Genomic DNA, 26,782 nt, shown 5'->3' on the forward strand with positions numbered 1-26,782 from the left:
GACAAGGTGGCCGTGCTCACCGCCCAGCGGGCGCGGCCTTGCCCGGTACGGCATGTGGCCCTCGCACCCGCCGGTTCCGGGCGTGCCGTCCGCACCCGCCCACGACTGTTCGTTACGTTGTGTTGGCCGCTCCAAGGCTGCATCTTTCGACAGAAACGAGCGGCGCACTGGTTGCCGGCATGGCGTCGGACCGCCCTGTCAGCCGGGCGGCGCAACCACTCCCGCCAATCCGGGGCAAGCAGCGACCCCGACTTGCAGTAGCCTTGAATCCACCAGGCAGCGGCAGGCGTTGCACCAGCCACGCTCCCGCCGATGCGATTCCCGATTCCCGATTCCCGATTCCCGATTCCCCATTCCCCATTCCCCATTCCCCATTCCCCATTCCCCAGCCATGACCTTCCGCGCTCCCGTCGATCTAGCCGCCCTCAATGCCTCCAGCCGAAACACCCTGATCGAGCAGCTGGGCATCGTGTTCACCGAAGCCGGCGACGACTGGCTGCGCGCCACCATGCCGGTGGATGCGCGCACCAAACAGCCGTATGGCCTGCTGCATGGCGGCGCCTCGGTGGTGCTGGCCGAAACCCTGGGCAGCAGCGCCGGCAACCTGTGCGTGGATATGACCACCCAGATGTGCGTGGGGCTGGAGATCAATGCCAACCACCTGCGCGCGGCCACCGAGGGCCTGGTCACCGGCACCGCGCGCGCGGTGCATGTAGGGCGCAGCACCCAGGTCTGGGACATCGTCATCGAAAATCCGGCCGGCAAGCGCGTCTGCGTCTCGCGCCTGACCCTGGCCGTGGTGGCGCGCACCCATGGCTGAGTACGCCTGGCAGTTGCATCAGTGGAACAGCACCACCCGCTGCCGGCACTGCGCCGCGGCCGAGCTGCTGTCACAATAGTCGTGTCTCCTTCTCCCGTTACCGGTCCCGTTCGTCGAATGAGCGAGTCATCCCTGGACGCCACGCGCGACGCTGGCGGCCCGCTGCGTTGGTTCCGGTACCTGTATCGGGTGCCGCTGCTGCTGTTGCATCTGTGCCTGTGCCTGCCGATCACCATGCTGTGCGTGGTGACGCCGCCGCTGGCGCGCATCCGTACCGGCCCCGCGGACACCCTGGACGAGCTGATGATCCGCTGGTGGCAGGGCAACCTGATGCGCATCTTCGGCTTTCGGCTGCGCCGCTTCGGTACGCCGCTATCGGGCGCCACCTTGTTCGTGGCCAATCACGTCAGCTGGGTCGATATCTCCATGCTGCACAGCCAGCGGGTGATGGGCTTTGTCGCCAAGCGGGAAATCGCCGGCTGGCCGCTGGTAGGCTGGCTGGCGGCCAAGGGCCAGACCATCTTCCATCAGCGCGGCAATACCGAATCGCTGGGCGGGGTGCTGCTGGAAATGCTGCAGCGCCTGCGCAGCGGCAAGCCGGTGGGCGTGTTCCCGGAAGGGCGCACCCGCGGCGGCACCGAGGTCGGCCCGTTCCATGCGCGCATCTTCCAGGCAGCGGTGGAAGCCGGCGTGCCGGTGCAACCGGTGGCGCTGCGCTACGGCGCGCGCGGCAATGCGCAGGCGGTGGTGGCCTTTGGCGAGCGCGAAAGTTTCTTCGCCAACATCGTGCGCCTGCTCGGCGAGCCGTCGCGTCTGGCCGAAGTGCATTTCCTGGAGCCGATCGGTGCGTTCGATGTCGAAGGACGTCGCCGCCTGGCCGACACCTCGCGTCAACGCATCATCGCCGCGATGGAGTCCTGAGCCGGCGATGCACGCGCTCATCCATCCAGGGGCCAGCATCCTGCTGCCCGGCCCGATGAGCGCATGAACGCCTCCGACTTTCAGCCGCCGCGCTGGCTGCGCAATCCGCACGTGCAATCGGTGCTGGGCAGCAGCGCCTTGCGCCGGCTGCGCAGCCGTCAGTTGCTGAGCGCCAGCGGCGCGGTCACCAGCGAACATATTCTCGACGGCGGCGACGGTGTGCGCCTGCAGGGCTGGATGAGCGTGCCGCCGGGCGATGCGCCGGTGCGCGGTACCGTGCTGCTGCTGCACGGCTGGGAAGGCAGCGCCGATTCCAACTACATGCGGCTGACCGCCGCGCGCCTGCTTGGCCTGGGCTACCAGGTGTTCCGGCTGAATTTCCGCGATCACGGCGACACCCACCATCTCAATGTGGACCTGTTCCACTCCGATCGCATCGACGAGGTGGTCAACGCGGCCGGCGATCTGTGGCGGCGCTTTCCCGCGCCGCAGCTGCTGGCGGCCGGCTATTCGCTGGGCGGCAACTTCGCGCTGCGGCTGGCCTTGCGGGCACCGGCCGCCGGCCTGCCGCTGGCGCGGGTGGCGGCGGTGTGTCCGTTGCTGGACCCGGCTGCGACCATGACCCAGCTGGAAAAGGGCCCGCAGTTCTACGATTGGTATTTCCGCCGCAAATGGCGCGAATCGCTGCTGCGCAAGCGCAAGCTGTTCCCGGACCAGCACGGCTACGACGACGCCACCCTGGCGCTGGACATGCGCGAGCTGATGGCCTGGCTGGCGGTGCAGCACACCGGCCACGGCTCGCTGGAAGCGTATTTCGACAGCTATTCGATCGCCGGCGAACGTCTGGCCGGCCTGCAGGTGCCCTCGCACATCCTGATGGCCGAAGACGACCCGGTGATTCCGTTCGAGGACTTCGCCGGCTGGAAACTGCCGGCGCACGCGCACCTGGAAATCGCGCGCTGGGGCGGCCACTGCGGCTTTCTGGAAAACGCCCGCGGCGACGGATTCGCCGAGCGCTGGGTGGCCGAACGGCTCACCGCAGCGCTCTAACGGCCGCGCGCTAATCGTGCTGAAAGGACATCCGCCTCTGGGTGCCCTGGCTGCGGTTTCATCGGCGCTCGCCGGTGGCCTGATGGTCTACGGCAGCGCTCTCAGGCTCTACGCCTACCTGCAGACCGGCGAGATCCTGTTCTTTGCACAGACGGGACCGGCCGCCATCGGCGCCCAGGCTGCGTTCTGGTGTGCGGGGCATCTGGTCCCTGGGATGCTCTGTGGCCTGCGGCGCAAGCGTGCCTGGCCGGATGTGGGTGCGCGTGCCAACGTCCGACCCATGCGGTCACTCGAGCTGACAGCCGCAGTGGCGATGGACGCCGGCCCTTGCAGACACTCTCGGGCAGTCACGGCAAGCGGGCGGCAATAGACCGCAGTGTCGGGCGTACACCAAGCCGCCGCAGCGCGCATCGTTACAATAGCGGTTTGTCCGGGACACGCCGCCGCCATGCAAGACGCCATTCTTCAAGCCCTGCGCCGCAATGCGGCCGACGATGCGGTGGCGCTGGCCCGCGAGTGGGCGACCACCGCGCCGGACAACGCTGCCGCGCACCGCTGGCTCGGGCTGTCCTTGCAGCAGCAAGGTCAGCCGGCGCTGGCGCTGGCCAGCATCGAAACCGCGCTGACGCTGACCCCGGAAGATGCCGACCTGCATCTGCTGCGTGCCGGGCTGCTGCTGGCTACGCGCGATCTGAGCGCGGCCGATGCCGCGTTGTCGCGCAGTACCGCGCTGGATCCCAATCAGTTCAACGCCTACGTGATGCAGGCGCATCTGGCCGTGGCACGCGGCGATCTGGACGATGCCGAGCGGCTGAGCCGCACCGCTGCACGGCTGTCTCCTGACCACCCACAGCTGCTGGCGGTCGATGGTGTGGTGGAGATGCGTCGCGGCCAGAGCGACCGCGCGCTGTCGCTGCTGACCCGGGCCGCCGAGCAGCTGCCGGACGACCCGCGGGTGATGTTCGCGCTGGGCTTTGCCTACCTGCAGAAGGAACATTTTGCGTTCGCCGAGCGCGCCTTCGAGCGCGTGGTCGAGCTCAATCCGCCGGGTACTGCCTTGCGCGCCTTCATCGCCCAGCTGGCCCAGCGGCAAGGCCGCCTGGACGACGCGCTGACCGCGATGCAGGCCGTGCTGGCGCAGCCCGACGGCGATGGTCCGGCGATGCGCCGGCTGGCCGGCGAAATGGAACTGCAGGCCGGTCGCCCGGACCAGGCAGCCGCGCATCTGCGCCTGGCGCTGGCGCATTGGCCGGCCGACCGCCGCACCTTGCACGCCCTGCTCACCGCCTGGGAGCGTCTGGGCGCGGTGGACGATGCGCGCGACACCCTGGATGCGGCGCTGGCCACCTCCAGCAATGCGCACGATCTGTGGCTGGCGCGGTTGGCAGTGGAGCCGGTCGGCGGGCCGCAGGCGCAGGCGGTGATCGAGCGCTGGCTGCTGGGCATGCCCGAGCACCTGCCCGCGCTGGAAGCGCTGATGCGCGTGCACGACATGCAGGGCCATGCCGACGAAGCGGAAATGGTGGCGCGGCAGATCGTGGCGGTGGAGCCGGGCCGCATCAGCGGTGAGCAGCGCATCGTCGAAGCGCTGCTGGAGCGCGATCCGCCGGCAGCGATCGCCTGTGTTCAATCCTTGATCGAGTCCTTGCCCGAACCGCAGCAGACCGTGCTGCGGCCTTGGCTGGGCAATGTGCAGGACCGCGCCGGTCAGCCCGACGCCGCCCTGGCGACCTGGATGCAGTTCCATCGCGAGCAGGCCCAGCACCGCCTGCCGTTGCCGCCGCAGGCTGCCAAACAACCGATGCAGTGGCCGGCGCTGGGCAGCATTCCCGACACCGTCACCGCGCGTCCGCTGTTCGTCTGGGGCACGCCTGGCTCGCATGTCGAACGCCTGATCGCGGTGATGGACGCGGCCACCCCGCTGGTGCGCGGCGACCGTTACGGCGCCACGCCGCCGTCCGATGCGTTGCAGAGCTATCGCAGCGTCGAGCAGCTGGTATCCGGCGAACTGGCGCCGATGGCTCTGGTGGAAGGCTGGAAGGCACAGCTGCCGCGCCGCGGCATCGACGATGGCAACGTCATCGACTGGCTGCTGTGGTGGGACAACACCTTGCTCGCCGCGCTCCGCCCGCATCTGCCCGAGGGGCGGCTGGCGATCGCGCTGCGCGATCCGCGCGACATGCTGCTGGACTGGCTCTCGGCTGGCGCGTCCGCCCCGCTGGCGGTGCAGTCGCCGCAGCAGGCCACCGACTGGCTGCTGGCCGCGCTGGAACAGCTGGCCGTGCTGCACGAACGCGATCTGTATCCGCACCGGATCATCCGCCTGGATGGCATCGAAAGCGATCCGCAGGGCATCTCCACCGCGCTGGAGCAGGCGTTCGGGCTGAGCTTCCCGCTGGTCGAGCCACGCGGCCCGGCCCGCCTGGCCGCCGGCCGCTGGCGCAACTATCGCGGCGTGCTCGGCGCCCAGTTCGACCTGCTGACGCTGATCGCCGTGCGCTTCGGGTATCCGCAGGACTGACGCGCGGCCTGCCGCATATATCCCACAAGCGCTACGCCATCGTAGGAGCGGACCTGGCCGCGACAAGGCGTCACCGATACCGGTAACGCCCGTCGCCGCCAGGTCCGCTCCTACAGATCCAGAGCCCGGACGACGCCAGCTGTGCCACACAAGGTTCCACTGCGACGGCTTCCGTTGCGGTGCCAATCCAGGCAGGCTGAGCGCTTGGATCCACGGAGACTTTGCATGCGTCTGACCAGCACCAGCATCGAAAACGGCAAGCCCATCGCAGTGGAATTTGCTGCCGGTACCCCGGACGGCTTCGCGCCGAACCGCAACCCGCATCTGGCCTGGAGCGATGTCCCGCAAGGCACGCGTTCGTTCGCGCTGCTGTGTCTGGACCCGGATGTGCCGACGGTGCCGGAGACGGTGGGCCGTGAGGATCTGCAGATCCCGGTCGAGCAGCCACGCACCGATTTCGTGCATTGGGCGATGGCCGACATCCCCGCTGGCGTGCACGAGATTGCCGCAGGCAGCTGCAGCGACGGCTTCGTGGCCAAGGGCAAGCAGCAGCCGGCCGGTCCCGCCGGTGCGCGCCAGGGCCTGAACTCCTACACGCAGTGGTTCGCGGGCAATCCCGACATGGCCGGCGACTATCTGGGCTACGACGGCCCATACCCGCCGTTCAACGATCTGCGCCTGCACCGCTATTTCTTCCGGGTGTTTGCGCTCGATGTGGAAAAGCTCAGCCTGCCCGCCACCTTCACTGCAGCCGATGTGCTGTCGGCCATCCAGGGCCACGTGCTGGCCGAAGCGGCGCTGCATGGCACCTACACGCTGAATCCGTCGCTGCGCTGAGACCGCGCAATCCGACCGCGTGGCCGCTGGCTTCGCGGTCGGCACAGGGGAGCAGGGCGTTCGGGTCGAACGCTCGATCCGGCGCATGGCAAGCCGCGTCCTGCATGCATGGCGTCTCGCCCAAGCGGCGCTGCAGGGCACGCGAATGCTGAATCCGTCGCCGCGCCAGGACCGCGAAGCCGACCGCGTGGCCGGCGGCTTTGCGGTCGGAGCGAAACGAATGCCAGCTCGATCGAGCCGGTAGTCGGCTGCCCAGTCAACGCGAGTCGTGCACGGCCTTCGCACGCAGGCGACGCTGCGCGTCTGGCGTACCCGCCGCACCGTACCGGTACGTCGATCGGTGTGCATGAGCGAAGTGATGCCTCGGGCCGTCGAAGCGGCCGCCGGTTCTGCCAAGCACCGGCTCGTCGCGCCTGGCCGATCGGCATGGTCGTCGCAGAGCGCTATTGCCTGGCCGAACCTGCAACGGCTCGATGTCAGACCAATCCCGACTCCCGACTCCCGATTCCCGATTCCCGATTCCCAATCCCCAATCCCCAATCCCCAATCCCCAATCCCCAATTCCCAATTCCCAATTCCCAATTCCCAATTCCCAATTCCCAATCCCGGCCCATCACCTGCTAACCGCTCGCCTCGATCATCTGCTCCAGCACATAGACCGGCGCGCCATCCTGACCGCCCGCCGGCGGATAGCGGGTGACGCGCAGCAGGGTGCGGATGCCGGCCTCGTGGTCGAAGCCTTCGATCCTGCCGTCGAAGCGGCGCCAGGAAGCAGTCGCCGGCTGTCCGTCGGTGCGCTCGCGCAGTTGCAGGCAGGCGCGCGATGGGTCGGAGGCGCAGGGCACGGTGTCGGCCGCCACTTCGATCAGCAGCGTCTGCCCGGGCCCGCCGTAGCGGGTGGTTGCCGTGGGCACGCCGTTGAACAGCAGGCGGGTGCCATCGCTGCGGATCAGGGTCAGCCGGGGCGCGGCGTGCGCGGTGTCCAGCGTCACCGCAAAGCTGCCGGACAGCAGTTCGCTGGCGGCGCGCTCCTGGGACATTTTGCGCGGCTGCGCGCATAGCCGCTTGCTCGATACCACCCGGCCGATCTGCAACTGCGTATCGGCCACGCTGTAGTTGGCGCCCAGCGCGTTGCAGGTCTGGCTGACCTGGATGCGTTGATCGGCAAAGTCCAGTTGCAGCGGCGCGCTGCCGGCCACGAACAGGCTGCGCAGGGCCGTGCCGTGCGCATCGCTGGCCTGCTGCAGCTGCCAGTGCTGCGCCTGCAAGGCAGCGCGCAACGGGGCGTTGTCGCTGACGGGCGCGGTCGCTGCGGTCGAGGCGGACGTGGCGCCTGACGCGGCGCCGTCGGCACCGGGCGTTGCGCCCGAGCCGCAGGCCGTCACGCCCGCCGCCAGCAGGGCTGGGGCAAAGAACACGGCACGCATCGGCGGCTCCCGGTGGTCAAGGCACCAGTGATACCGCCAGCGCGCGGCGGCGGCAATGACCGGCGTCACTGCCCGTGCAGTTGCCCCGCCGCTCGCCGCTGTGGCGACCGGCAGGGCATGCGCATTCGCGGCTCAGGCCGCGACCGGCAACCACAGCAGCAGGGCGGCGCCGAGCACGATGCGGTACACCGCAAACACCGTGAAGCGGTGCTTCTTGATGTAGCCCAGCAGCCACTTCACCACCACAAAGCCGGTGATGGTCGCCGCCACGAAGGCCACCGCCACATCGGCCCAGTTTTCGCTGCCGAAGCCGCCTTCCTTGTACATCTCCAGCAGCGCATAACCGCTGGCCGCGAACATGGTCGGGATGCCCACCATGAACACGAAATCCGCCGCCGCCGAGCGCTTGCTCAGGCCCAGCAGCATGGCCAGGAAGATCGCCGAGGCCGAGCGCGAGGTGCCGGGGAACACGCCGGCCACCACCTGCGCCAGCCCCACCGCGATGGCCACCTTCCAGGTCACCACATCGCGCTCGGGCAGCTTGCCGGCAAAGTGCTCGGCCACCAGCATCCACAGGCCGCCGATCAGCAGCGCCCAGGCCACCGGATGCACGGTTTCCGGCAGCTGCCAGCCGGCCTTGCGCACGATCAGCCCGACCACCGCGGTAACCATGAAGGCCACGCCGATCTTGAGCACGTAATCGCGGTTGGCGCGCTCGCCCAGGCCGGTGGCCAGGGTCCACAGCTTCTGCCGCAGCGCCAGGCAGATGGCCAGGATCGCGCCGGCCTGGATGACGATGTTGAAGAAGTCAGAACGGCGTCCGAGCCATTGTTCGGCGATCAACAGGTGGCCGGTGCTGGAGATCGGCAGGAATTCGGTGAGGCCTTCGAGAATGCCCAACAGCAGGGCGGAAATCAGATCGGACATCGGACGTGAGGAGGGGATTGGGGGAGGCGTCAGGATAGTGCATTGCGGCATGCACCATATCGGTGCATCCTCTGCGCGGATAGCACCTGAATGGTGCTATCGAGCCACGAGCGACCTCAAGCGACGCAAGCAAAATCAACGACTTGTGAAAGTCTGCCATTTGGCATGGTCCCTGCTGTAGTTCCGCCCACGAGCCACTTCACTCCAATCCGAGGTTTCTTCCGATGTCCGTGGAAAACGTTGAAAAGCTGATCAAGGACAACAAGGTCGAGTTCGTCGACCTGCGCTTCGTCGATATGCGTGGTGTACAGCAGCACATCACCTTCCCGGCCAACATCATCGAGCCGGCGCTGTTCGAAGAAGGCAAGATGTTCGACGGCAGCTCGATCGCGGGTTGGAAGGGCATCAACGAGTCGGACATGGTGTTGCTGCCCGACGCCGGCACCGCGTACCTGGATCCGTTCTTCGCCGATCCGACCATCGTGCTGACCTGCGACATCCTCGATCCGGCCACCATGCAGAGCTATGAGCGCGACCCGCGCGGCATCGCCAAGCGCGCCGAGGCCTACCTGAAGTCCTCCGGCATCGCCGACCAGGCGTTCTTCGGCCCGGAGCCGGAATTCTTCATCTTCGACTCGGTGCGCTTCGCCAACGACATGGGCCACACCTTCTTCCAGGTGGGTTCTGAAGAAGCGGCCTGGAACACCGGTGAAAAGTACGACGGCGGCAACAGCGGCTATCGTCCGGGCGTGAAGGGCGGCTACTTCCCGGTTCCGCCGACCGACACCCTGCACGACCTGCGCGCGGAAATGATCAAGACCCTGGAACAGGTCGGCATCGAAACCGAAGTGCACCACCACGAAGTGGCCACCGCCGGCCAGTGCGAGATCGGTACCAAGTTCAGCTCGCTGGTACAGAAGGCCGACGAACTGCTGACGATGAAGTACATCATCAAGAACGTCGCCTACCGCAACGGCAAGACCGCCACCTTCATGCCAAAGCCGATCGTCGGCGACAACGGCAGCGGCATGCACGTGCACCAGTCGCTGGCCAAGGGCGGCAGCAACCTGTTCACTGGCGACGGTTACGGCGGCCTGTCGCAGCTGGCGCTGTGGTACATCGGCGGCGTCTTCAAGCACGCCCGCGCGATCAACGCCTTCGCCAACTCCGGCACCAACAGCTACAAGCGTCTGGTCCCGGGCTTCGAAGCGCCGGTGATGCTGGCCTATTCGGCGCGTAACCGCTCTGCCTCGTGCCGCATTCCGTGGGTCACCAACCCGAAGGCACGCCGCATCGAAATGCGCTTCCCCGATCCGTTGCAGTCCGGCTATTTGACCTTCACCGCGCTGATGATGGCCGGCCTGGACGGCATCAAGAACCAGATCGACCCGGGCGCGCCGAGCGACAAGGACCTGTACGACCTGCCGCCGGAAGAAGAGAAGCTGATCCCGCAGGTCTGCTCCAGCCTGGACCAGGCCCTGGAAGCGCTGGACAAGGACCGCGAGTTCCTCAAGGCCGGTGGCGTGATGAGCGACGACTTCATCGACGGCTACATCGCGCTGAAGATGCAGGAAGTCACCAAGTTCCGTGCTGCGACCCATCCGTTGGAGTACCAGCTGTACTACGGCAACTGAGTTCCACCGCGGTGATGGCGGAGGCCCCCCCTCCCACCTCCGCCATCGCCGCACATGTTCGATGGCTCCCCGGCACCGCCGTGGAGTCGAGGGGAACGAGAGAGCACACAGTTCGCGGCGCGCGGGCCTGACCTCTCCCACGAGGCGGATGCCTGGCATCCGTCGGGGTCTGCGCGATCCGCGAACGATTGGATGCCGGGGTTGGCATCCAGGTGAATGACACCGCCGGGCGGCGCAATGCCGGCCGGTTCCTTCCACCTTTCGGGGTATGCGCATGAAATTGATCACCGCCATCATCCGGCCGTTCAAGCTCGACGAGGTCCGTGAGGCCCTGTCCGCCGCTGGCGTGTCGGGTATTACCGTCACCGAGGTCAAGGGCTTCGGGCGGCAGAAAGGCCACACCGAGCTGTATCGCGGCGCCGAATACGTCGTGGATTTCCTGCCCAAGATCAAGATCGAGACGGTGGTCACCGACGACCGGTTGGATGCCGTGGTCGAAGCGATCCAGAACGCGGCCGGCACCGGCAAGATCGGCGACGGCAAGATCTTTGTGACTGCGATCGAGCAAGTGGTGCGGATCCGCACCGGCGAAATCGGCGCCGATGCGCTCTGAGTCCCCCACCTCCGGAGGTCGTATGAAGACAGCTCTGTTTGCCGGGTGGAAAGCCCGGTTCTATAGCGTGTGCATGCTGATGCTGTTCAGCGCGTTGGTGGTGGGCGGCATGGGCAGCGCGCAAGCGCAGTCCACCCCGCAGGTCACCCCGTTGCCGACCGAGCCGGTCACCACCGAACCGCTGCCGTCTGCGCAGCCGGCCGCCGCGCCGGCCGCCGCGGCCGAAGCCGCGCCGGTGGTCGACAAGGGCGACGTCGCCTGGATGCTGACCTCCACGCTGCTGGTGCTGCTGATGGTGGTGCCGGGCCTGGCGTTGTTCTACGGCGGCATGGTGCGCGCCAAGAACGTGTTGTCGGTGCTGATCCAGGTCGCAACGGTGTTCTCGCTGCTCACCATCCTGTGGGTGCTCTACGGCTACAGCCTGGCGTTCTCCGGCGAAGGTCCGTGGATCGGCAACCTGGACAAGGCGCTGCTCAAGGGCGTGACCATCGAGAGCCTGTCGGCCACCTTCACCAAGGGCGTCAGCCTGCCGGAATACGTGTTCGTGGCGTTCCAGGCGACCTTTGCCGGCATCACCGGCGCGCTGATCGTCGGTGCCTTTGCCGAACGCGCCAAGTTCGCTGCGGTGCTGCTGTTCTCGGTGATCTGGTTCACCTTCGGCTATCTGCCGCTGGCGCACATGGTCTGGGCCACCGGCGGCTACCTGTTCGGGTTGAGCGCGCTGGATTTTGCCGGTGGCACCGTGGTCCACATCAACGCCGGTATCGCCGGTCTGGTGGGTGCCTACTTCGTCGGCAAGCGCGCCGGGTTGGGGCGTGAGGCGATCAAGCCGCACAACGTGACCCTGACCTTCGTCGGTGCCTCACTACTGTGGGTGGGCTGGTTCGGCTTCAATGCCGGTTCCAACCTGGAAGCCAATGCCGGTGCGGCGCTGGCCTTCCTCAACACCCTGCTGGCCACTGCCGCTGCCATCCTGGGCTGGTCGCTGACCGAGAAGATCATCAAGGGCAAGTCGTCCGCCCTCGGTGTGGCCTCGGGCATGGTCGCCGGCCTGGTCGGCATCACCCCGGCCTGCGGCACCGTGGGTCCGTTCGGCGCCATCGTGATCGGCCTGGCGGCCGGCGTGCTGTGCGTGTGGGGCGTCACCGGCCTGAAGCGCCTGCTGGGCGCCGACGACAGCCTGGACGTGTTCGGCGTGCATGGCCTGGGCGGCATCATCGGCGCGATCCTGACCGGCGTGTTCTCGGCGGCCTCGCTGGGCGGCCAGAAGGGCGGCGACTACGACATCCTGCATCAGGTGAAGATCCAGGCCCTGGGCGTGGGCATCACCGTGGTGTGGATCGGCGTGGTGTCGGTGGTGGGCTTCCTGGTCGCCAAGCTGGTGTTCGGCCTGCGCGTCACCGAAGAAGCCGAGCGCGAGGGCCTGGATATCACCTCGCACGGCGAAGCCGCATACGAGTCCTGAGCATGCACACCCGCGGCCACGCTGCCGCGGGTGGCGCAACGACCCGGCCGGGAGAACCCGCCGGGTCCGTTTTCCCGCCGCCGCCCTGCTGGCTGCGGACCAACTGCCGAGGTGCCTGCATGACCAGCCCCACGCCCGTCGCTGTCGGCGCGGATGCGAGCCGGGTCTGGCCATGCCATTGCGACCCGGCCCTAGACACTTCGCTGCAGGCTGCGGTCGGCGCGCCGGTTGCGCACGCCAATGCTGCTTGCACTAAATTGGTGCAATGCTGATGACGACCTCAACACCGTCGCTCGACAGCCTGGGCACCCCGGTGGCCTGGGCCGACCGCGAAGGCCGCGTGCTGGGGGTCAACCCGGCATTCGCGCGCTGGCTCGGCGTCAGCGCACGGCGGCTGGTCGATCAACCGCTGGCCGCGCTGGAAGTGCAGGGCGACGCACTGGCGCGCTTCCTGCTCAACGACGAACGCGACGTGCTGCGCCTGCACCGGCTGGCGCTGGGCCTGCCCAATGACGCACCACGCTTTGCCGAAGGCTGGCTGTCGCGGCTGGACGATGGTGGCTGGTTGCTGGAGACGCACCCGGTCGACGAATTCCCCGCGCTGGACCCCACTCACGCATTGCCCAATGCCTTGAGCGCTGCGTTGAAGGGCCTGGCGCACGAACTGCGTAACCCGCTGGCGGGCCTGAAGGGCGCCGCGCAGTTGCTGGCACGCCGCTCGGCCGGTCGCGATGAAGACGAGCGCGAGCTGATCGAGCTGATCGGCACCGAGATCGAACGCCTCAACACCTTGCTCGAACGCCTGCTCTCGCCATCGCCGCTGCGCCCGCACGATCGCCTCAACATCCACGTGGTACTCGAGCGCGTGCTGCGCCTGGCAGAGGCCGAAGGCGGCTGGTCGGTGCAGGTGCAACGCGATTACGACCCCAGCATTCCCGACATCCTCGGCGATGTGGACCGGCTCACCCAGGCGGTGTGGAACCTGGTGCGCAACGCGTTCCAGGCCGGCGCCACGCGGGTGACCCTGCGCACCCGCGTCGAGCACGGCCAGCGCATCCGCGACCGCGTGCATGCGATGTCGTTGCGGCTGGAAATCATCGACGACGGCGGCGGCGTGCCGGAAGAACTGGCCGAACACCTGTTCCTGCCGCTGGTCAGCGGCCGCGCAGAAGGCAGCGGGCTGGGCCTGGCCCTGGCCCAGCAGGTCTCGCGCGAACACCACGGCACCCTGACCTACCGCTCGCGTCCGGGCCATACCGTTTTTACCCTGCTGCTGCCCGAGCTGGCCGGCGATCACGACAAGGAGCATCTGCATGGCTGAGGCCGCCGCCGCATCCCACCACATCTGGGTGGTCGACGACGACCGTTCGGTGCGCTTCGTGCTGTCCACCGCCTTGCGCGACGCAGGCTACGCGGTGGATGGCTTCGAAAGTGCCGCCGCCGCATTGCAGGCACTGGCCATGCGGCCCACCCCGGACCTGCTGTTCACCGACGTGCGCATGCCCGGCGAAGACGGCCTGAGCCTGCTCGACAAGCTCAAGTCCAAGCACCCGCAGTTGCCGGTGATCGTGATGTCGGCCTATACCGATGTCGCCAGCACCGCCGGCGCCTTCCGCGGCGGTGCGCACGAATTCCTGTCCAAGCCCTTCGATCTGGACGATGCGGTGGCGCTGGCTGCCCGCGCGCTGCCCGACGCCGGCGCCGGTGTCGACGAGCTCATCGGCATGCCGCTGGCCGAAGGGTCGGCCGCGCTGATCGGCGATACCCCGGCGATGCAGGCCTTGTTCCGCGCCATCGGCCGCCTGGCGCAGGCACCGCTGTCGGTGCTGATCAACGGCGAAACCGGCACCGGCAAGGAGTTGGTCGCGCGCGCGCTGCACAACGAATCGCCGCGCGCGCGCAAACCCTTCGTGGCGCTCAACACCGCCGCCATCCCCGCTGAGTTGCTGGAAAGCGAGTTGTTCGGCCATGAAACCGGCGCATTCACCGGCGCCACCAAACGGCACATCGGCCGCTTCGAACAAGCCGATGGCGGCACCTTGTTCCTGGACGAAATCGGCGACATGCCGCTGCCGTTGCAGACGCGCCTGCTGCGCGTGCTGGCAGAGAACGAATTCTTTCGCGTCGGTGGACGTGAGTTGATCCGGGTCGATGTGCGCGTGATCGCCGCCACCCACCAGGACCTGGAAGCGCTGGTCGAGCAAGGCCGCTTCCGTGCCGACCTGCTGCATCGCCTGGATGTCGTGCGCCTGCAGTTGCCGCCGCTGCGCGAGCGCCGCGGCGACATCGCGCAGCTGGCAGAAAATTTCCTGGCCATGGCCGGACGCAAGCTCGATATGCTTCCCAAGCGGCTGTCGTCGGCCGCGCTGGAAGATCTGCGCCAATACGACTGGCCCGGCAACGTGCGCGAACTGGAAAACGTCTGCTGGCGCCTGGCCGCCCTGGCCACCGCCGACATCATCGATGTGATCGACGTGGACGCGGCCCTGGCGCGCGGCCGCCAGCGCACCGGCCGTAGCAGCGCCGGGCAATGGGACGACATGCTGTCCAGCTGGGCCGCGCAACGCCTGAGCGAAGGCGCCCAGGGCCTGCATGCCGAAGCGCGCGAGCGCCTGGACAAGACCCTGCTGGAAGCCGCCCTGCAACTCACCCAGGGCCGTCGTGCCGAAGCGGCCGCGCGCCTGGGGCTGGGCCGCAACACCGTCACCCGCAAACTCGGCCCCGGGCGCAAACGCCGATGAGGGAGCCCCTCTCCCGCCTGCGTGAGAGGGGTTGGGGTGAGGGGCGCCTGCGAAGCGCCGTGCTGCGCGCGCAGGTGGTTGAGCCAAGCAGCGAACCAGACGAGATTGACGAGCATCACAGCGGCAAGCGTGCATGAGCGCGCCGCGTTCTTGCACGCAGGCACCACTGTCTCGATGACCTGGCGGCGCACGACGCCCCCATCCGCCCTTCGGGCACCTTCCCCCGCAAGCGGGGGAAGGAAGTAATCCGGAAGGCGAGCAGGGAAGGAAGCAACCCGGAAGGCGAGCAGGGAAGGCGGGAACGCGGGGAAGGCGAGCAGTGAGCGTCATGCTTGAGCCCCTCTCCCGCCTGCGGGAGAGGGGTGGGGGTGAGGGGCGCCTGCGAAGCGCCGCGCTGCGTGCGCAGGTGGTTGAGCCAAGCAGCGAACCAGACGAGATTGACGAGCATCACAGCGGCAAGCGTGCATGAGCGCGCCGCGTTCTTGCACGCAGGCACCACTGTCTCGATGACCTGGCGGCGCACGACGCCCCCATCCGCCCTTCGGGCACCTTCCCCCGCAAGCGGGGGAAGGAAGCAACCCGGGAGGCGAGCAGGGAAGGAAGCATCTGGAAGGCGAGCAGGGAAGGCGGGAACGCGGGGAAGGCGAGCAGTGAGCGTCATGCTCGGGCCCCTCTCCCGCCTGCGGGAGAGGGGTTGGGGTGAGGGCGCTGTTTGCGCGCATCCCGGCCGGCCACACACCAGCCCCGTAAACTCGTGAGCTGCCCCGAGCGCATTTCATGACATGTGAACACGCGCCCGCATAGGTTTTCAGCCTGATCAGGAGAACAGCTCGATGCGTTATCGGTCGTCCACGATCGTTGCCCTAACCGCTGTGGCGCTTGCCGCCTGCAGCACCACCCCGCCGCCGCCCCCGCCGCCCCCGCCTGCGGCGCGCGTCGTGCCCGCGCGTCCGGTGCAGCAGGCCGAAGCCGCGCTGGCTTCGGCATCGGGCAGCCTGGTCAGCGGCCGGGTCGTGCTGGTACCAGCGCTGCAGGGTATTCGCATCACCGGCACGGTCGGCGGCCTGCGTCCAGGCGGCGTGGCGGGCTTCCATGTGCACGAACGCGGCGACTGCAGCGCGGCCGATGCCAGCAGTGCGGGCGCGCATTTCAATCCCACCGGTTCGGCGCACGGACGTGCCGGCAGCAATCCTCATCATGCCGGCGACATGGACAATCTGCGCGCCGATGCCGAAGGTGTCGCGCACCTGGACATGATCGTCGCCGGCATCACCCTCGGCGATGCCGGCCCCACCGATGTGATCGGCAAGGCGCTGATCGTGCATGCCGATGCCGACGACTATCGCAGCCAACCCAGCGGCAATGCCGGCGCCCGTCTGGCCTGCGGCGTCATCCGCGTCACCCAGTGGCGCACACCCCCTTCGCAGCCCTGAGTTGGGGCATCAATGGCCGCAACTGCGGTCTCTACAGGAGTTTTCCCATGCGCATTCTTCCCACCACCCTGTTTCTGGCAACCGCGCTGGTGCTGACCGCGTGCAAACGCGACGAGCCCGCACCGGCCGATCCCGCGCCCGCACCGACGGCCAGCACGCCGGCAGAGGCGGCCCACGGCGGCGAGCACGCCGCCGCCATGGTGACCGAAGCGGCCGCCACCACCACGGCCACCGCCGAACTCAAGCCGACCAAGGACAGTGAGGTCAAGGGCACGGTGACCTTCAAGACCGTCGACGGCGCATTGCGGGTGAGCGGTCAACTCAGTGGGCTCAAGCCCAACAGCGAGCACGGCTTCCATATCCACGAAAAGGGCGATTGCAGCGCCCCGGACGGCAGCAGCGCCGGCGGCCATTTCAATCCAGCCCAGTCCGACCACGGCAATGTCAGTGCCGACCCGCACCACGGCGGCGACATGCCCAACATCAAGGCCGACGCGCAAGGCAATGCCAGTATCGACGGACCGGTGTCGAGCAACGTCAATCTCGGCAAGGCCGACCAGTTCGATATCGCTGGTCACGCGGTGATCGTGCACGCCGATGCCGACGACTACAAAACCCAGCCCACCGGCAACGCCGGCGGCCGCCTGGCTTGCGGCGTAATCACCACCGACAACGCGCCCGCGCCGACCAAGTAAATTGAATGTCGCTGGTCACGCCGCGGTATGCCCCGGCGTGACCGCAGCGACGCTGTCAGAACACGTAGCACCGTAGGAGCGCGCTTGCGCGCGATGAAGCGTTACCGGAGAAATGCCCTCACCGATCACGCCCCATCGCGCGCAAGCGCGCTCCTACCAACGCCGTGGTGACTTGCGCGCCGAGGGCTGTAATGCGTCCAGGCGGCCGGCACACCGACCAGCGATGCAATCAGACAACCGGTGCATCATCGTGGCGACCGCGTGCCACTGCCTGGCGTGCGTCTAACACGACGCCGGCAGAACACGTAGCACCGTAGGAGCGCGCTTGCGCGCGATGAAGCGTTACCCGAGAAATGCCCTCACCGATCACCCCATATCGCGCGCAAGCGCGCTCCTACCCATGGTGGCGATCGCCAACGCGTCGTGGATGTGTCCGTATCCGCCGTGCGCGCAATGGGGCTGCCGGGCAAGCGCACAGCGGTGGTCGTACTGCCTTGCAGGAGCAACACCTGCGCGGGCGCAATCGCATACGTCGCCATGCGCGCGTCTCGGCGTATCTGCTGCAGGCAAGGCACGCCCGCATGAAAGACGCAGGCACGCTGGAGCTCTGCCACGGACACTCAGGTCTCCAACACGCCCAGTCGTCAGGCAGGCATCGCGGACACCTGCGTGCTGCTTATGCGGACAATGCCTGCCGCGGATCCTGGCCTGGCTCCACGTGCACATACAGCACCGGCAGGCCATGCGCCTCCAGCACCGCAGCCATTTGCCGCTGGCGCGAGAGGAATTGTTCGTAGACGCCGCGCAGGCGCTCGCAATTTTCGCGGTCGTGCGCGTAGTAATCGCACCAACCGGCCGGGTCGAACAGGGCGATGCGCACTTCGCCATCGACATAGCGCAGCACTGGCTCGGGCGGCTGTTCCAGCCACTCTTCGCTATGCGGCGCCAGCAGGGCGGCTTCGATCAGCGGCCACAACGGGGCCAGGCCCTGGTTGTCGTACTGCATGGAGATCATCGCCGCCAGATCGTGCGCGGTGAGATAGCGGGCATGTTCGATACGCGCGCCGAAGCTCTCCTGCGCCAGCAGCGCGGTGTCGGCCTGCGCCATGCCCTGGGCCAGCAGCACCTCTTCCATCGCCTCGGCCACGGTGGCCACGATCTGCGGGTTGCCGGTGAGCAGGAACGGCAATACGCGCAGCCCGCCACCGGTGAGCTGCGCATCGGCCTGGAACGGCAGCGGAATCTCGCCCTGCGCATCGGCGCCGAAGGCCAGCACCCGCGGGCCCTGGTCGCGGCCCGGGGCGCGGGCATGCAGTTCTTCCAGGCGGCGGTGCAGCGGCCAGCCCGGCCGCAGCACTTCAGCCGGGTCGAAGTGCGCCATGCCCACGCTGAGCTCGAGTTCGCGCACCTCGGGGATCCACTGCGCCAGGTCGCGGCCAATACGTTCGGCCAGCATGCCGGCCTGCTCAGGCGCCAGGGCGCCGCGCTCGGGGGCGGTGCCGCCCGTCAATTCCAGCGCCATCACACCCATGGCGGTCACGCCGTGTTCGGTCTTGCTCATGATTCGCGGTTGGCCCATCACGGGGTCGAAGCTACACTGCGGCCATTATGCCTGCCGGCCCTGTGCAGGCCATGTCCCCGAGTCCTTCATGCCAGGTCAACCGATGCCCGCAGCCCGTCCCGTCGCCATTCTGGGCGGCGTTCGTATCCCGTTCTGTCGTCAGAACACCGCATACGCGGACGTGGGCAACCTGGGCATGTCGGTGCGCACGCTGGGCGCGCTGGTCGAGCGCTTCGGCCTGCATGGGCAGCAACTGGGCGAAGTGGCGATGGGCGCAGTCATCAAGCACTCCTCGGACTGGAATCTGGCCCGCGAGGCTGCGCTGTCGTCGGGCCTGTCGCCGCTGACGCCGGGCATTACCCTTCAGCGCGCCTGCGGCACCAGCCTGGATTCGGTGATCACCATCGCCAACAAGATCGCGCTAGGCCAGATCGATTCGGGCATCGGCGGCGGCTCGGACACCACTTCGGAAGTGCCGATCGTCTACGGCAAGAAGCTGCGCGCGCGGCTGATGGCGGCCAACCGCGCCAAGGCCACCGGCGACAAGCTCAAGGCCTTGCTGCGCGGCTTCAAGCTGAGCGAACTCAAGCCCGAATTCCCCGGCGTGGCCGAGCCGCGCACCGGCAAGAGCATGGGCGACCATTGCGAGGACATGGCCAAGGAATGGAACATCTCGCGCGATTCGCAGGACGAGTGGGCGGTGGCATCGCACCACAAGCTGGCCGCTGCCTATGAGCGCGGCTTCTTCGACACGCTGATCGCGCCGTTCCGCGGCGTCTCGCGCGACAACATCCTGCGTGCCGACACCTCGCTGGAAAAGCTGGCCACGCTGCGTCCGGCCTTCGACAAGAGCTCCGGCCGCGGCACGCTGACCGCGGCCAATTCCACCCCGCTGACCGACGGTGCGGCCGCAGTGCTGTTGTCCAGCGAAGCCTGGGCGCTGGCGCATGGCCACACCCCGATGGCCTATCTGCGCGATGCGCAGGTGTCGGCGGTGGATTTCGTGCATGGCGAAGGCCTGCTGATGGCGCCCACCATTGCGGTGCCGCAGATGCTGGCGCGCCAGGGCCTGACCCTGCAGGACTTCGACATCTACGAAATCCACGAGGCGTTTGCCGCGCAGGTGCTGTGCACGCTGCGCGCCTGGGAAAGCGAGGATTACTGCCGCACGCGTCTGGGACTGGACGCGCCGCTGGGCCGTATCGACCCGGACAAGATCAATCCGCTGGGCTCGTCGCTGGCCACCGGCCACCCCTTCGCTGCCACCGGCGCACGCGTGGTGGCCACGGCCGCCAAGCAACTGGAAGAACGCGGCGGCGGCCGCGCGCTGATTTCGATCTGCACCGCCGGCGGCATGGGCGTGGTGGCGATCGTGGAGCGGTGACGCTGCTGCGCAGCGTGGGATTGGGCATTCGGGATCGGGGATTCGCAAAAGCAGACGCGGACTCCTGATTTCACCAATCCCCAATCCCGAATCCCAAACCTGCAAGGACGCATGGATGTCGAACGTTGATTCACACGAACCGCCTACGCTCTATCTGCCTCCGGCGCAGGGCGATGTGTGGCGCGAAGGCGATGTGCTGGTGTGTACGGCGGGCGCCAATCTGCCGCCGCGGTGCGTCAAGTGCAATGCGCCGGCCGACATGCCCCCGCGTCGCTACATCTTCCATTGGCACCACCCGGTGATCTACGCGGCGCTGCTGCTCGGCGTGTTGCCGTACCTGATCCTGGCCATTGCGTTGCGCAAGCGCAGCGCGCACGTGCTTACCTTGTGCGCGCGACACGAGCGCAGCCGCGTGCGCTATGTCGCGGTGGCGATGGCATCGGTGGTGGCCTTGCTGGTCTGCGGGCTGTCGATCGATAGCCAGTTCCGCTGGCTGATCGGTGCCGGCGTGATGGCAGCGATGCTGCTGATCGGACGGCTGGGCGCGCGCGTGTTGTCGCCGACTCAGGTCGACCATGCGCAGGCGCGCTATCTGGGCGCCTGCGATGCCTTCCTGAGCGACCTGCCGCCACCGCCGCAGGTATCGCGCCAGCGCTGATGCACTGCGGCGCACCTGGGGTGGGCGCCGCTGCAACGTCGAACGGGCCGCATCGATTACAGGATGCGATCGTCCTGCGCGAGTGAGTCGGACACCGGTGTCGAACCTGTCGCTACCAACGGCCCACGCAACGACTGCTGCGGCATGGGCTCATGCACCGGCTCGCCGCGGGCGGCACGCAACGCATTGGCATAGCAATGCTGCGCGGAGAGCAGGTCGCCGGCGGCGGCAAATCCATGGCCCAACTCTTCCCAGGCCTCGCTGCCGGCGCCGTTGGCAAGCGCGCGGTGCAGGAACTCTTCGGCCTGCGACCACTGCTGCTGATGGCGGGCCAGACGTGCCAGCGTCAACAGCAGGCCGGGGCTGTCCGGATACTGGGTCAGCCAGCGCTGCGCGCTGGCCCGGCGCGAATCGTATTTTTCCAGCGGCAGCACGCCGTACAGACGCACCAGCGATTCGTCCCACTGCGTATCCAGCGCCTGTTCCAGACTGTGCACGGCGGCATCGTCCCAATGCAGCACCGCGGCACGTTGCGCATAGGCACCGACCACGGCCGGGTAGGTGCGCAGCGGCTTGGGCAGCGCTTCCCAACGCTCGGCCAGCGCATTGGCATCGCCGGCCTGCAACAGGGTCTGTTCGGCCAGCGTGGCCTCAAGCGCGCTGTAAGCCTCCGGTGCGAGCACCGCCTGCTGACGCAAGGCGCCGAGCTGGCCGTAGGCCTCGTCGGCACGTCCGATCTGCGTCAGCGCATGCGTGCGCAGCAACAGGCCGCGTGCCGGCAGCGGCTGCGCGTTGGCGGCATCGAGCGCATTGATCGCCTCGACCGGGCGTTGCCGCGCCAGATGCCGCTCACCCTGCAACAGCGCATGCGCTGTGGGGTCGCGCTCGGCCAACTGCTGTGCGAGCGCATTGGCTGCTGCCTCGTCGCCGCGTGCATCGGCCACGCGCACCGCGCTGGCGAGTGCAATGCCGCTGACTTCGTCGTCTTCGCTGGCGGTGACCAGCAGCCGCTCTGCGCGCTGCCACTGGCCGTGGTCGGCGGCGCGCAGGCCTTCGATCAGGCGCGCGCGGCCCTTCTTGCGGCGGTACTTGCCCCACACGCGGAACGGCAGGCTGATCAGCGTCCACAGCAACCACAGCACCAACAGCGCGATGATCAGGATCAGCACTGCCTGCGGCATCGCGGCGCGATAGTCGTTGCCGCCCACGCTGACCACCACGTTGCCCAGGTCGTAGCTGTTCTGATGCGACAGCCACTGCGCACCGAGCACGCCCAGGGCCACGGCAACCAACAGGATCAAGACGGTACGCAGCACTTTCATTGGGTGGATCTCCCTTCACGCATGGCCTGCAGTTGCAGCAGGGTGGTGCCCAGTTCCGGCAATTGCGGACGCAGTGGCGCTTGTTGCAGCGTGCGCAGGCGCGTGCGCACCTGGCGGCGTTGCGGCGATTCCGGCCACAACCGTGTGGTCCAGGTGTCCACGCGGCGCAGCGATTGTGCAAAGCCCTGCGGATCGCCGCGTTCGGCGGCGGCGCGGGCGAGACTGATTTCGATCTGCAAGGCATCGCTGGCGGCATGGCGGTCGCCGGCAGTGAGTAAGGCGTCGCCACGGCTGGGACGGATGTCCACCAACGGTGCCAACGCCTTCTGCCACCACGGGCGCGCCGCCTCGGTCGCTTGCGCCGACTGTTCGGGCAGGCGTTGCAGATCGCTGGCCAGCTGGTCCAGCGCCTGACCCACCTGTGCCTGCGGACCGGCGCCTAGGCGATCCAGCGCATCGCGCTCCTGCACCAGTGCCTGGCGCAGATTGAGGTAGCCCGGATCGTCGATGCCATTGAGTGCGGCGTTGGCCAGCGCATAGGCGCGGCGGGCGCCATCGGCGTCGCCGGCGATGCTCAGCCGCTGCTGGCCGAGCCGCAGCAGCAGTTCCACTTCGTCCAGCCGCAGCGCCTGTGCGCCATGCCGGTTCGGGTCGGCAAGCTTCTGCACGGTGTCTTCGAGCAAGGCACTGCGCTGGCTCAGGCCCAGCATTTCATCGCGCAGCACGCGATTGGTGGCCGCAGCGTCCTGCAGGCGCTCGTTGGCCAGGCGCTGATCGCGTCGCAGTGTTTCCAGCATTTGCTGGGTACCGTCCCAGCGCTGCTGCTGCGCCTGCGCTACCTGCAACTGCGTCTGGTGATAGCCCTGCCATGCACGCCAGCCGAGAAACAGCGCCACGCCCACAGCGGCAACGGCCAGCACCACTAGCAGCAAGGCCCAGGGAAACCGTCGCGTGGGTGCGGGCATTTCGGTCATTCGAACATCCTCGGGCAGTCACGACCGGCGCAGGCGCCGCAGTCATCTGGCACAGCATGGCGTGCGCTGGCAGAGCGCCGCAAGCTGTGCTTGGGTTCGCAGTTCAGCAAGGTCGCGACGGCGTCACGATGGCTGCCACAGCGGCGACCAGCTGTTCCGGCAACGGACCTGCGGCGCGAACGACCCGGCTGAAGCCGGCGGCATGCGCGGCGTCGCACAGGCGTTCGCTGGAGGCGACCAGCGGGCGTTGCCGCACTGCCTCGCTCAATCCTGCGGGCAACTGCTGCAGCACCAGCGTCAGCGCCTCGGCACTGCTCATGGCCAATACGCTGCGCGGCAGCGCGTCGGTCAAGGCGTGTAGCGCCGATGGGCGCAAACGCAGCGGGACGCGTTGATACACATCCGCCCGCAGGATGCGCGCACCGCGTTGTTCCAGGGCAGGCGCCAGCATGCCGCGTCCACCCGGCGCGGTGATCAGGCCGACGTTTTGCAACGGCGCTGCGAACAGCGGCAATGCGAGCAGGCCTTCGCTGTCCATGCGCGCAGGACGCACGACCGCATCGATGCCACAGGCCTGCAGCGCGCGCGCGGTGCCCTCGCCCACGCTCACCCACTGCGCCTGCGCCGGCTGCTGCAATGGCTGCAGCTGATGCGCGGCGCGCACGGCCGCCGGGCTGGTGAACACCGCGATGGGCGCCTCCAGCGCACCCTGCAAGGCGGCGCGCGCCTGCATGGTGTCGTTGGTCTGCAGGCGCCAGGGCGACAGTGCCAGCAGCCGCCCGCCATGCCGCGCTACCGCCCGTCGCAACGGCGCGTGCTCGCCGCTGGGACGGAGCGAGAGCAGGGTCCATGTATCGGCGAGCCGGGGAGGGCGGGTCATCTGGCGATTATGCGAGAGCGTTGCCGTCTGGGGGTGGGTATCGCGTGCTGTGTTGGCGCGGACGGGGATCTAGACTGGCCTGCACAGAAGTGGCGCGCGGCTGCCAGAGTTCCGCCGACGGCTCCCTGGAGTCGGCAAGTCAGCGCGGTACATGCCGATTCCGGCACCTGGCCGCGCCCCTCCGATGGCCACGCAGTCGCTCTGGTCGTCGCGCTTCATCCGCGCGCCTGGTGTTGCGTTGTGTGCCGCTCAGCAGGATGCCTGCGTTTCTGCGGCCACAACCTCGCGCTGGGGTCTGTGCCGATTGCCGCCTCCGCCCACGATCCGCCACGACAATCGAGCTGGAGTGGCGCCGTGATCAAGTCCTACCTCATCAACATGCAGCGTAGCGGCGATCGCCTGCAGGCGATGTCGGCGCGGTTCCAGGCGTTGGGGATCGCGTTCGAGCGCCTTCCCGCAGTCGATGGCGCCACGCTCACGCCTGAGCAGATCGCCGCCTTCGTGCGTGAGCGTCCGCTGGAAAATTCCGGCGATGCCTTCAGCACCGGCCCGCGCAAATGGACTGCGTCCAACATCGGCTGCTTTCTCAGTCATCAGTCGGCCTGGCGCATCGCGGCCGAGTCCGAAGATGCCTACACCGCCATCTTCGAAGACGACATGCACCTGTCCGATGCGCTGCCCGCACTGCTGCGCAGCACCGACTGGCTCCCGCCGGGCAGCAGTGTCGTGCGCCTGGAACCGTCCTACAACCGGATCAAGCTCGATGCCAAAGTCGCCGACATCGCCGGGCGCCAGCTGCGCCTGGTGCGTCCATCGACCTATCAACATTGCTGGCCGGTTTGCGCCGGTGCGCTGATCATCAGCCGCGAGGCGGCGCGACTGTTGCTGGCCGCCGACGCGCGCTGGCACACGATGGCCGATATCTTCTTGTTTGGCTGGAACGAATCGCCGGTGGCGCAGCAGCTGTCCACCTATCAGCTGGCACCGGCAGCCTGCATCCAGGACAAGTTCTTTCACGCAGCGCCGGAGCAGATCGTGTTCACCAGCACCATCGATGTGCCGCTGACGCGCGCGCAGAAACAACGCAGCGCGCACTGGAAGGCCAAGGCAACCACGCTGTTGCGCGTGGCGCAGGGCTATCGCAAGGTCGTGTTCGCACCGTAAAACCACGCTCGACACGGTGGCGCCGTGGTGATCGCGGGTCTTGTAGCTGCGCATTGGCGCGCTGACGCTGCGCGCGCAGGCGGCGGCAGCTGATGCCGATGGATCTGCGGTTTTGACGACGCAACACCCACCGTGCAACCACCCGAGGCTGCACGCGTTCACCATGCGGTACCGCATGTCATCCATATGCACAAGACGCTCGCCGGACATTGCGGCATGATGCCGCCCTTCGCCGTCAGCCAGCCATTGTCGATGACTCCTTCTTGCACGCTCGTCTCCGCCCTGCAGTCGCTGCAGCAGCAGTTCATCGCCATGCCGCCGGTGCTGTCGATGGGCATTGCTGTGGATGGCTTGCACGATGGCGCGCTGCGCCTGCGCGCGCCGCTGCAGGCCAACGTCAACGACAAGGCCAATGCGTTCGGCGGCAGCCTGGCCTCGTTGATGACGCTGGCCAGCTGGGGATGGCTGACCCTGCAACTGCAACTGGCCGGCCACGAAGCCGACGTGTATGTCGCCGACAGCCAGCTGCGTTATGTCGCGCCCGTATACGAAGACCTGGTGGCCGATGCCGAGCCCGCGGAGTTGGGTGGCTGGGATGCCTTTCTGGCGACCTTCCGGCAGCGCGGCAAGGCGCGCATCGGCATGCGCGCGCAGATTGCACTCGGGTCGGGCGCGGCGGCGGCCACGTTGAGCGGGCGCTTCGTGGCGTTTCCAAAACGGTAGGATGCGGGCTGGATCAAGGGGGAATGCGCATGCGTGCACTGATTGGGGCGATGGTCCTGCTGGGGCTGGCGATGCTGAGCGGGCTGGCCACTGCGGGCAGCCGTGCCCAGGCGCGTGTGCTGGAAACCACCCAGGCCGCCTATGCGGCGGCGGTGCGCTGGAGCGATTTCGATGCCGCGCAGGGGTTTGTCGAACCGACCTACGCCCAGGCCCATCCGCTCAGCGACCTGGAACGCTCGCGCTATGAGCAGGTGCAGATCTCCGGCTACCGCGAGGTGCGCGTGGGCCAAGATCCCAATGGCGACCTGCGCCGGGAGGTCGAACTGCGCGTGATCAACCGCAATACCCAAGCCGAACGGCTGGTGCGCAGCATCGAGATCTGGCACTGGAATCCCGAACAGAAGCGCTGGTGGCTGGTCAGCGGCCTGCCCGATCTGTGGAAGGGCCAGTAGCCCGGCCGCTGCCCGGCTGGCCGTCGCGTGCGCCAGCTGTGCGACAATTCCCGCCCGCTCGACTGACCCTGACCCCGTGAATTTCGAAGAGCTGCAGGCCTTTGTCGGCCGCAACCCCATGTTGTCGCTGGCCCTGGTGGGCCTGACCATCGCCCTGATTGTCACCGAGGTTGCGCGCCTGTTCCGCGGGTATCGCGCACTCAAGCCGGCCGAGCTGACCCGTTTGATCAACAGCGAAGACGCGCTGGTGATCGATCTGTCGCCCACCGCCGATTTCGAAAAAGGCCATATCGCCGGCAGCCGCAACGTGGCCCTGGCCAAGTTCGACCCGGCCGGCAAGCTGCTCGCCAATGCCAAGGCATCGCCGGTGGTGGTGGTCTGCCGTAGCGGCACCACCTCTGCAGGCGCGGCCAAGACGCTGAAGAAAGCCGGCTTCGAGAAGGTGTACTGGCTCGAAGGTGGCATCGCCGCCTGGCAAATGGCCGAGTTGCCACTGATCAAGGGCCGCTGATCCGCCTTGTGCGGCAGCTCGCAAGCCCCCATTGCTTGCGTGAGATACTTGCGTTTTCACGTCTGCATC

24 protein-coding genes and 1 other RNA gene are annotated in these 26,782 nt (G+C 67.7%); 19 read left to right on the forward strand and 6 right to left on the reverse strand.

What is annotated here, in order from left to right:
* Window positions 1–52 precede the first annotated feature (52 nt).
* The 6 genes from VZ068_RS01425 to VZ068_RS01450 all read left to right on the forward strand — a co-directional run bounded on the left by VZ068_RS01425 (window position 53) and on the right by VZ068_RS01450 (window position 6,149).
* A non-coding RNA gene (locus VZ068_RS01425) (sX9 sRNA) lies at window positions 53–128 on the forward strand.
* Between the two features lie 263 nt (window positions 129–391).
* Complete coding sequence (locus VZ068_RS01430; protein WP_259159571.1) at window positions 392–820, forward strand: hotdog fold thioesterase; 429 nt, start codon at window positions 392–394, stop codon at window positions 818–820.
* Window positions 821–841: 21 nt separating this feature from the next.
* Window positions 842–1,741, forward strand: coding sequence for a lysophospholipid acyltransferase family protein (locus VZ068_RS01435; RefSeq protein WP_259166842.1), 900 nt, complete (start codon window positions 842–844; stop codon window positions 1,739–1,741).
* Between the two features lie 63 nt (window positions 1,742–1,804).
* The gene (locus VZ068_RS01440; RefSeq protein ID WP_259166844.1) at window positions 1,805–2,791 is read left to right on the forward strand and encodes an alpha/beta fold hydrolase; all 987 of its coding nucleotides are present in this window, start codon (window positions 1,805–1,807) and stop codon (window positions 2,789–2,791) included.
* A 448-nt stretch (window positions 2,792–3,239) separates the two neighbouring features.
* On the forward strand, window positions 3,240–5,312 hold the full coding sequence (locus VZ068_RS01445; RefSeq protein ID WP_349656672.1) for a tetratricopeptide repeat protein: 2,073 nt from the start codon (window positions 3,240–3,242) through the stop codon (window positions 5,310–5,312).
* Window positions 5,313–5,537: 225 nt separating this feature from the next.
* Window positions 5,538–6,149 carry a YbhB/YbcL family Raf kinase inhibitor-like protein gene (locus tag VZ068_RS01450; RefSeq protein WP_349656673.1) on the forward strand — a complete coding sequence of 204 codons (612 nt, stop codon included), beginning with the start codon at window positions 5,538–5,540 and terminating at the stop codon, window positions 6,147–6,149.
* Between the two features lie 620 nt (window positions 6,150–6,769).
* Here VZ068_RS01450 and VZ068_RS01455 read toward each other — a convergent pair.
* Window positions 6,770–7,576 (reverse strand): META and DUF4377 domain-containing protein, encoded by an 807-nt coding sequence (locus tag VZ068_RS01455; RefSeq protein ID WP_349656674.1) that lies wholly within the window; start codon window positions 7,574–7,576, stop codon window positions 6,770–6,772.
* A 132-nt stretch (window positions 7,577–7,708) separates the two neighbouring features.
* A complete protein-coding gene (locus tag VZ068_RS01460; RefSeq protein ID WP_259159565.1) occupies window positions 7,709–8,503 on the reverse strand; it encodes an undecaprenyl-diphosphate phosphatase in 795 nt (264 codons plus the stop codon).
* 224 nt (window positions 8,504–8,727) lie between these two features.
* Between VZ068_RS01460 and glnA the strand changes: the two genes are divergently transcribed.
* The 7 genes from glnA (at window position 8,728) to VZ068_RS01495 (ending at window position 17,084) form a co-directional block, all read left to right on the forward strand.
* On the forward strand, window positions 8,728–10,137 hold the full coding sequence (gene glnA, locus VZ068_RS01465; protein WP_104611882.1) for a type I glutamate--ammonia ligase: 1,410 nt from the start codon (window positions 8,728–8,730) through the stop codon (window positions 10,135–10,137).
* Window positions 10,138–10,411: 274 nt separating this feature from the next.
* Window positions 10,412–10,750, forward strand: a complete 339-nt coding sequence (locus VZ068_RS01470) for a P-II family nitrogen regulator (RefSeq protein WP_002808480.1) — start codon at window positions 10,412–10,414, stop codon at window positions 10,748–10,750.
* 22 nt (window positions 10,751–10,772) lie between these two features.
* The gene (locus VZ068_RS01475) at window positions 10,773–12,215 is read left to right on the forward strand and encodes an ammonium transporter (RefSeq protein ID WP_349656675.1); all 1,443 of its coding nucleotides are present in this window, start codon (window positions 10,773–10,775) and stop codon (window positions 12,213–12,215) included.
* Window positions 12,216–12,480: 265 nt separating this feature from the next.
* Window positions 12,481–13,536, forward strand: a complete 1,056-nt coding sequence (locus VZ068_RS01480; protein ID WP_005992718.1) for an ATP-binding protein — start codon at window positions 12,481–12,483, stop codon at window positions 13,534–13,536.
* On the forward strand, window positions 13,529–14,956 hold the full coding sequence (gene ntrC, locus VZ068_RS01485; protein ID WP_259159535.1) for a nitrogen regulation protein NR(I): 1,428 nt from the start codon (window positions 13,529–13,531) through the stop codon (window positions 14,954–14,956). Before VZ068_RS01480 ends, ntrC begins: the two co-directional genes overlap by 8 nt.
* 833 nt (window positions 14,957–15,789) lie before the next feature.
* Entirely contained in the window at window positions 15,790–16,389 is a 600-nt protein-coding gene (locus VZ068_RS01490; protein WP_349656676.1) for a superoxide dismutase family protein, read from the forward strand.
* Between the two features lie 47 nt (window positions 16,390–16,436).
* Complete coding sequence (locus tag VZ068_RS01495; RefSeq protein ID WP_259159533.1) at window positions 16,437–17,084, forward strand: superoxide dismutase family protein; 648 nt, start codon at window positions 16,437–16,439, stop codon at window positions 17,082–17,084.
* A 676-nt stretch (window positions 17,085–17,760) separates the two neighbouring features.
* Here VZ068_RS01495 and VZ068_RS01500 read toward each other — a convergent pair.
* Window positions 17,761–18,645, reverse strand: coding sequence for a hypothetical protein (locus VZ068_RS01500; RefSeq protein WP_259159531.1), 885 nt, complete (start codon window positions 18,643–18,645; stop codon window positions 17,761–17,763).
* 88 nt (window positions 18,646–18,733) lie between these two features.
* Between VZ068_RS01500 and VZ068_RS01505 the strand changes: the two genes are divergently transcribed.
* Both VZ068_RS01505 and VZ068_RS01510 read left to right on the forward strand, forming a co-directional pair.
* On the forward strand, window positions 18,734–20,029 hold the full coding sequence (locus VZ068_RS01505) for an acetyl-CoA C-acetyltransferase (RefSeq protein ID WP_259159528.1): 1,296 nt from the start codon (window positions 18,734–18,736) through the stop codon (window positions 20,027–20,029).
* A gap of 115 nt (window positions 20,030–20,144) precedes the next feature.
* A complete protein-coding gene (locus VZ068_RS01510) occupies window positions 20,145–20,687 on the forward strand; it encodes a hypothetical protein (RefSeq protein WP_259166854.1) in 543 nt (180 codons plus the stop codon).
* A 56-nt stretch (window positions 20,688–20,743) separates the two neighbouring features.
* Here VZ068_RS01510 and VZ068_RS01515 read toward each other — a convergent pair whose 3' ends face one another.
* The 3 genes from VZ068_RS01515 to VZ068_RS01525 all read right to left on the reverse strand — a co-directional run bounded on the left by VZ068_RS01515 (window position 20,744) and on the right by VZ068_RS01525 (window position 23,863).
* Window positions 20,744–22,009: a heme biosynthesis HemY N-terminal domain-containing protein gene (locus VZ068_RS01515; RefSeq protein ID WP_259159526.1), complete on the reverse strand. Its 1,266-nt coding sequence runs from the start codon at window positions 22,007–22,009 to the stop codon at window positions 20,744–20,746.
* Window positions 22,006–22,983, reverse strand: coding sequence for a uroporphyrinogen-III C-methyltransferase (locus VZ068_RS01520; RefSeq protein ID WP_349656677.1), 978 nt, complete (start codon window positions 22,981–22,983; stop codon window positions 22,006–22,008). The genes VZ068_RS01515 and VZ068_RS01520 overlap by 4 nt, the downstream gene beginning before the upstream one ends.
* A gap of 103 nt (window positions 22,984–23,086) precedes the next feature.
* Window positions 23,087–23,863 carry a uroporphyrinogen-III synthase gene (locus VZ068_RS01525; RefSeq protein ID WP_349656678.1) on the reverse strand — a complete coding sequence of 259 codons (777 nt, stop codon included), beginning with the start codon at window positions 23,861–23,863 and terminating at the stop codon, window positions 23,087–23,089.
* Window positions 23,864–24,217: 354 nt separating this feature from the next.
* On the opposite strand from VZ068_RS01525, the gene VZ068_RS01530 reads away from it, so the two are divergent.
* From VZ068_RS01530 to VZ068_RS01545, 4 genes are all read left to right on the forward strand, one after another.
* Window positions 24,218–25,027: a glycosyltransferase family 25 protein gene (locus tag VZ068_RS01530; protein ID WP_349656679.1), complete on the forward strand. Its 810-nt coding sequence runs from the start codon at window positions 24,218–24,220 to the stop codon at window positions 25,025–25,027.
* 252 nt (window positions 25,028–25,279) lie between these two features.
* Window positions 25,280–25,750 (forward strand): YiiD C-terminal domain-containing protein, encoded by a 471-nt coding sequence (locus VZ068_RS01535; protein WP_055853726.1) that lies wholly within the window; start codon window positions 25,280–25,282, stop codon window positions 25,748–25,750.
* A 29-nt stretch (window positions 25,751–25,779) separates the two neighbouring features.
* Entirely contained in the window at window positions 25,780–26,202 is a 423-nt protein-coding gene (locus VZ068_RS01540; RefSeq protein ID WP_349656680.1) for a hypothetical protein, read from the forward strand.
* A gap of 76 nt (window positions 26,203–26,278) precedes the next feature.
* Entirely contained in the window at window positions 26,279–26,713 is a 435-nt protein-coding gene (locus tag VZ068_RS01545; RefSeq protein ID WP_104611868.1) for a rhodanese-like domain-containing protein, read from the forward strand.
* The last annotated feature ends 69 nt before the right edge of the window (window positions 26,714–26,782 follow it).

The organism is Xanthomonas sp. 10-10 (assembly GCF_040182365.1).
In the GTDB taxonomy this organism is placed as follows: domain Bacteria; phylum Pseudomonadota; class Gammaproteobacteria; order Xanthomonadales; family Xanthomonadaceae; genus Xanthomonas; species Xanthomonas arboricola_F.

Bases quoted from the DNA above. Each gene is read 5' to 3' on its own strand.
- VZ068_RS01430 (WP_259159571.1), top strand. From the start codon at position 392: ATGACCTTCCGCGCTCCCGTCGATCTAGCCGCCCTCAATGCCTCCAGC.
- VZ068_RS01440 (WP_259166844.1), top strand. From the start codon at position 1,805: ATGAACGCCTCCGACTTTCAGCCGCCGCGCTGGCTGCGCAATCCGCAC.
- VZ068_RS01445 (WP_349656672.1), top strand. From the start codon at position 3,240: ATGCAAGACGCCATTCTTCAAGCCCTGCGCCGCAATGCGGCCGACGAT.
- VZ068_RS01450 (WP_349656673.1), top strand. From the start codon at position 5,538: ATGCGTCTGACCAGCACCAGCATCGAAAACGGCAAGCCCATCGCAGTG.
- VZ068_RS01455 (WP_349656674.1), bottom strand. From the start codon at position 7,576: ATGCGTGCCGTGTTCTTTGCCCCAGCCCTGCTGGCGGCGGGCGTGACG.
- VZ068_RS01460 (WP_259159565.1), bottom strand. From the start codon at position 8,503: ATGTCCGATCTGATTTCCGCCCTGCTGTTGGGCATTCTCGAAGGCCTC.
- glnA (WP_104611882.1), top strand. From the start codon at position 8,728: ATGTCCGTGGAAAACGTTGAAAAGCTGATCAAGGACAACAAGGTCGAG.
- VZ068_RS01470 (WP_002808480.1), top strand. From the start codon at position 10,412: ATGAAATTGATCACCGCCATCATCCGGCCGTTCAAGCTCGACGAGGTC.
- VZ068_RS01475 (WP_349656675.1), top strand. From the start codon at position 10,773: ATGAAGACAGCTCTGTTTGCCGGGTGGAAAGCCCGGTTCTATAGCGTG.
- VZ068_RS01480 (WP_005992718.1), top strand. From the start codon at position 12,481: ATGCTGATGACGACCTCAACACCGTCGCTCGACAGCCTGGGCACCCCG.
- ntrC (WP_259159535.1), top strand. From the start codon at position 13,529: ATGGCTGAGGCCGCCGCCGCATCCCACCACATCTGGGTGGTCGACGAC.
- VZ068_RS01490 (WP_349656676.1), top strand. From the start codon at position 15,790: ATGCGTTATCGGTCGTCCACGATCGTTGCCCTAACCGCTGTGGCGCTT.
- VZ068_RS01495 (WP_259159533.1), top strand. From the start codon at position 16,437: ATGCGCATTCTTCCCACCACCCTGTTTCTGGCAACCGCGCTGGTGCTG.
- VZ068_RS01500 (WP_259159531.1), bottom strand. From the start codon at position 18,645: ATGAGCAAGACCGAACACGGCGTGACCGCCATGGGTGTGATGGCGCTG.
- VZ068_RS01505 (WP_259159528.1), top strand. From the start codon at position 18,734: ATGCCAGGTCAACCGATGCCCGCAGCCCGTCCCGTCGCCATTCTGGGC.
- VZ068_RS01510 (WP_259166854.1), top strand. From the start codon at position 20,145: ATGTCGAACGTTGATTCACACGAACCGCCTACGCTCTATCTGCCTCCG.
- VZ068_RS01515 (WP_259159526.1), bottom strand. From the start codon at position 22,009: ATGAAAGTGCTGCGTACCGTCTTGATCCTGTTGGTTGCCGTGGCCCTG.
- VZ068_RS01520 (WP_349656677.1), bottom strand. From the start codon at position 22,983: ATGACCGAAATGCCCGCACCCACGCGACGGTTTCCCTGGGCCTTGCTG.
- VZ068_RS01525 (WP_349656678.1), bottom strand. From the start codon at position 23,863: ATGACCCGCCCTCCCCGGCTCGCCGATACATGGACCCTGCTCTCGCTC.
- VZ068_RS01535 (WP_055853726.1), top strand. From the start codon at position 25,280: ATGACTCCTTCTTGCACGCTCGTCTCCGCCCTGCAGTCGCTGCAGCAG.
- VZ068_RS01540 (WP_349656680.1), top strand. From the start codon at position 25,780: ATGCGTGCACTGATTGGGGCGATGGTCCTGCTGGGGCTGGCGATGCTG.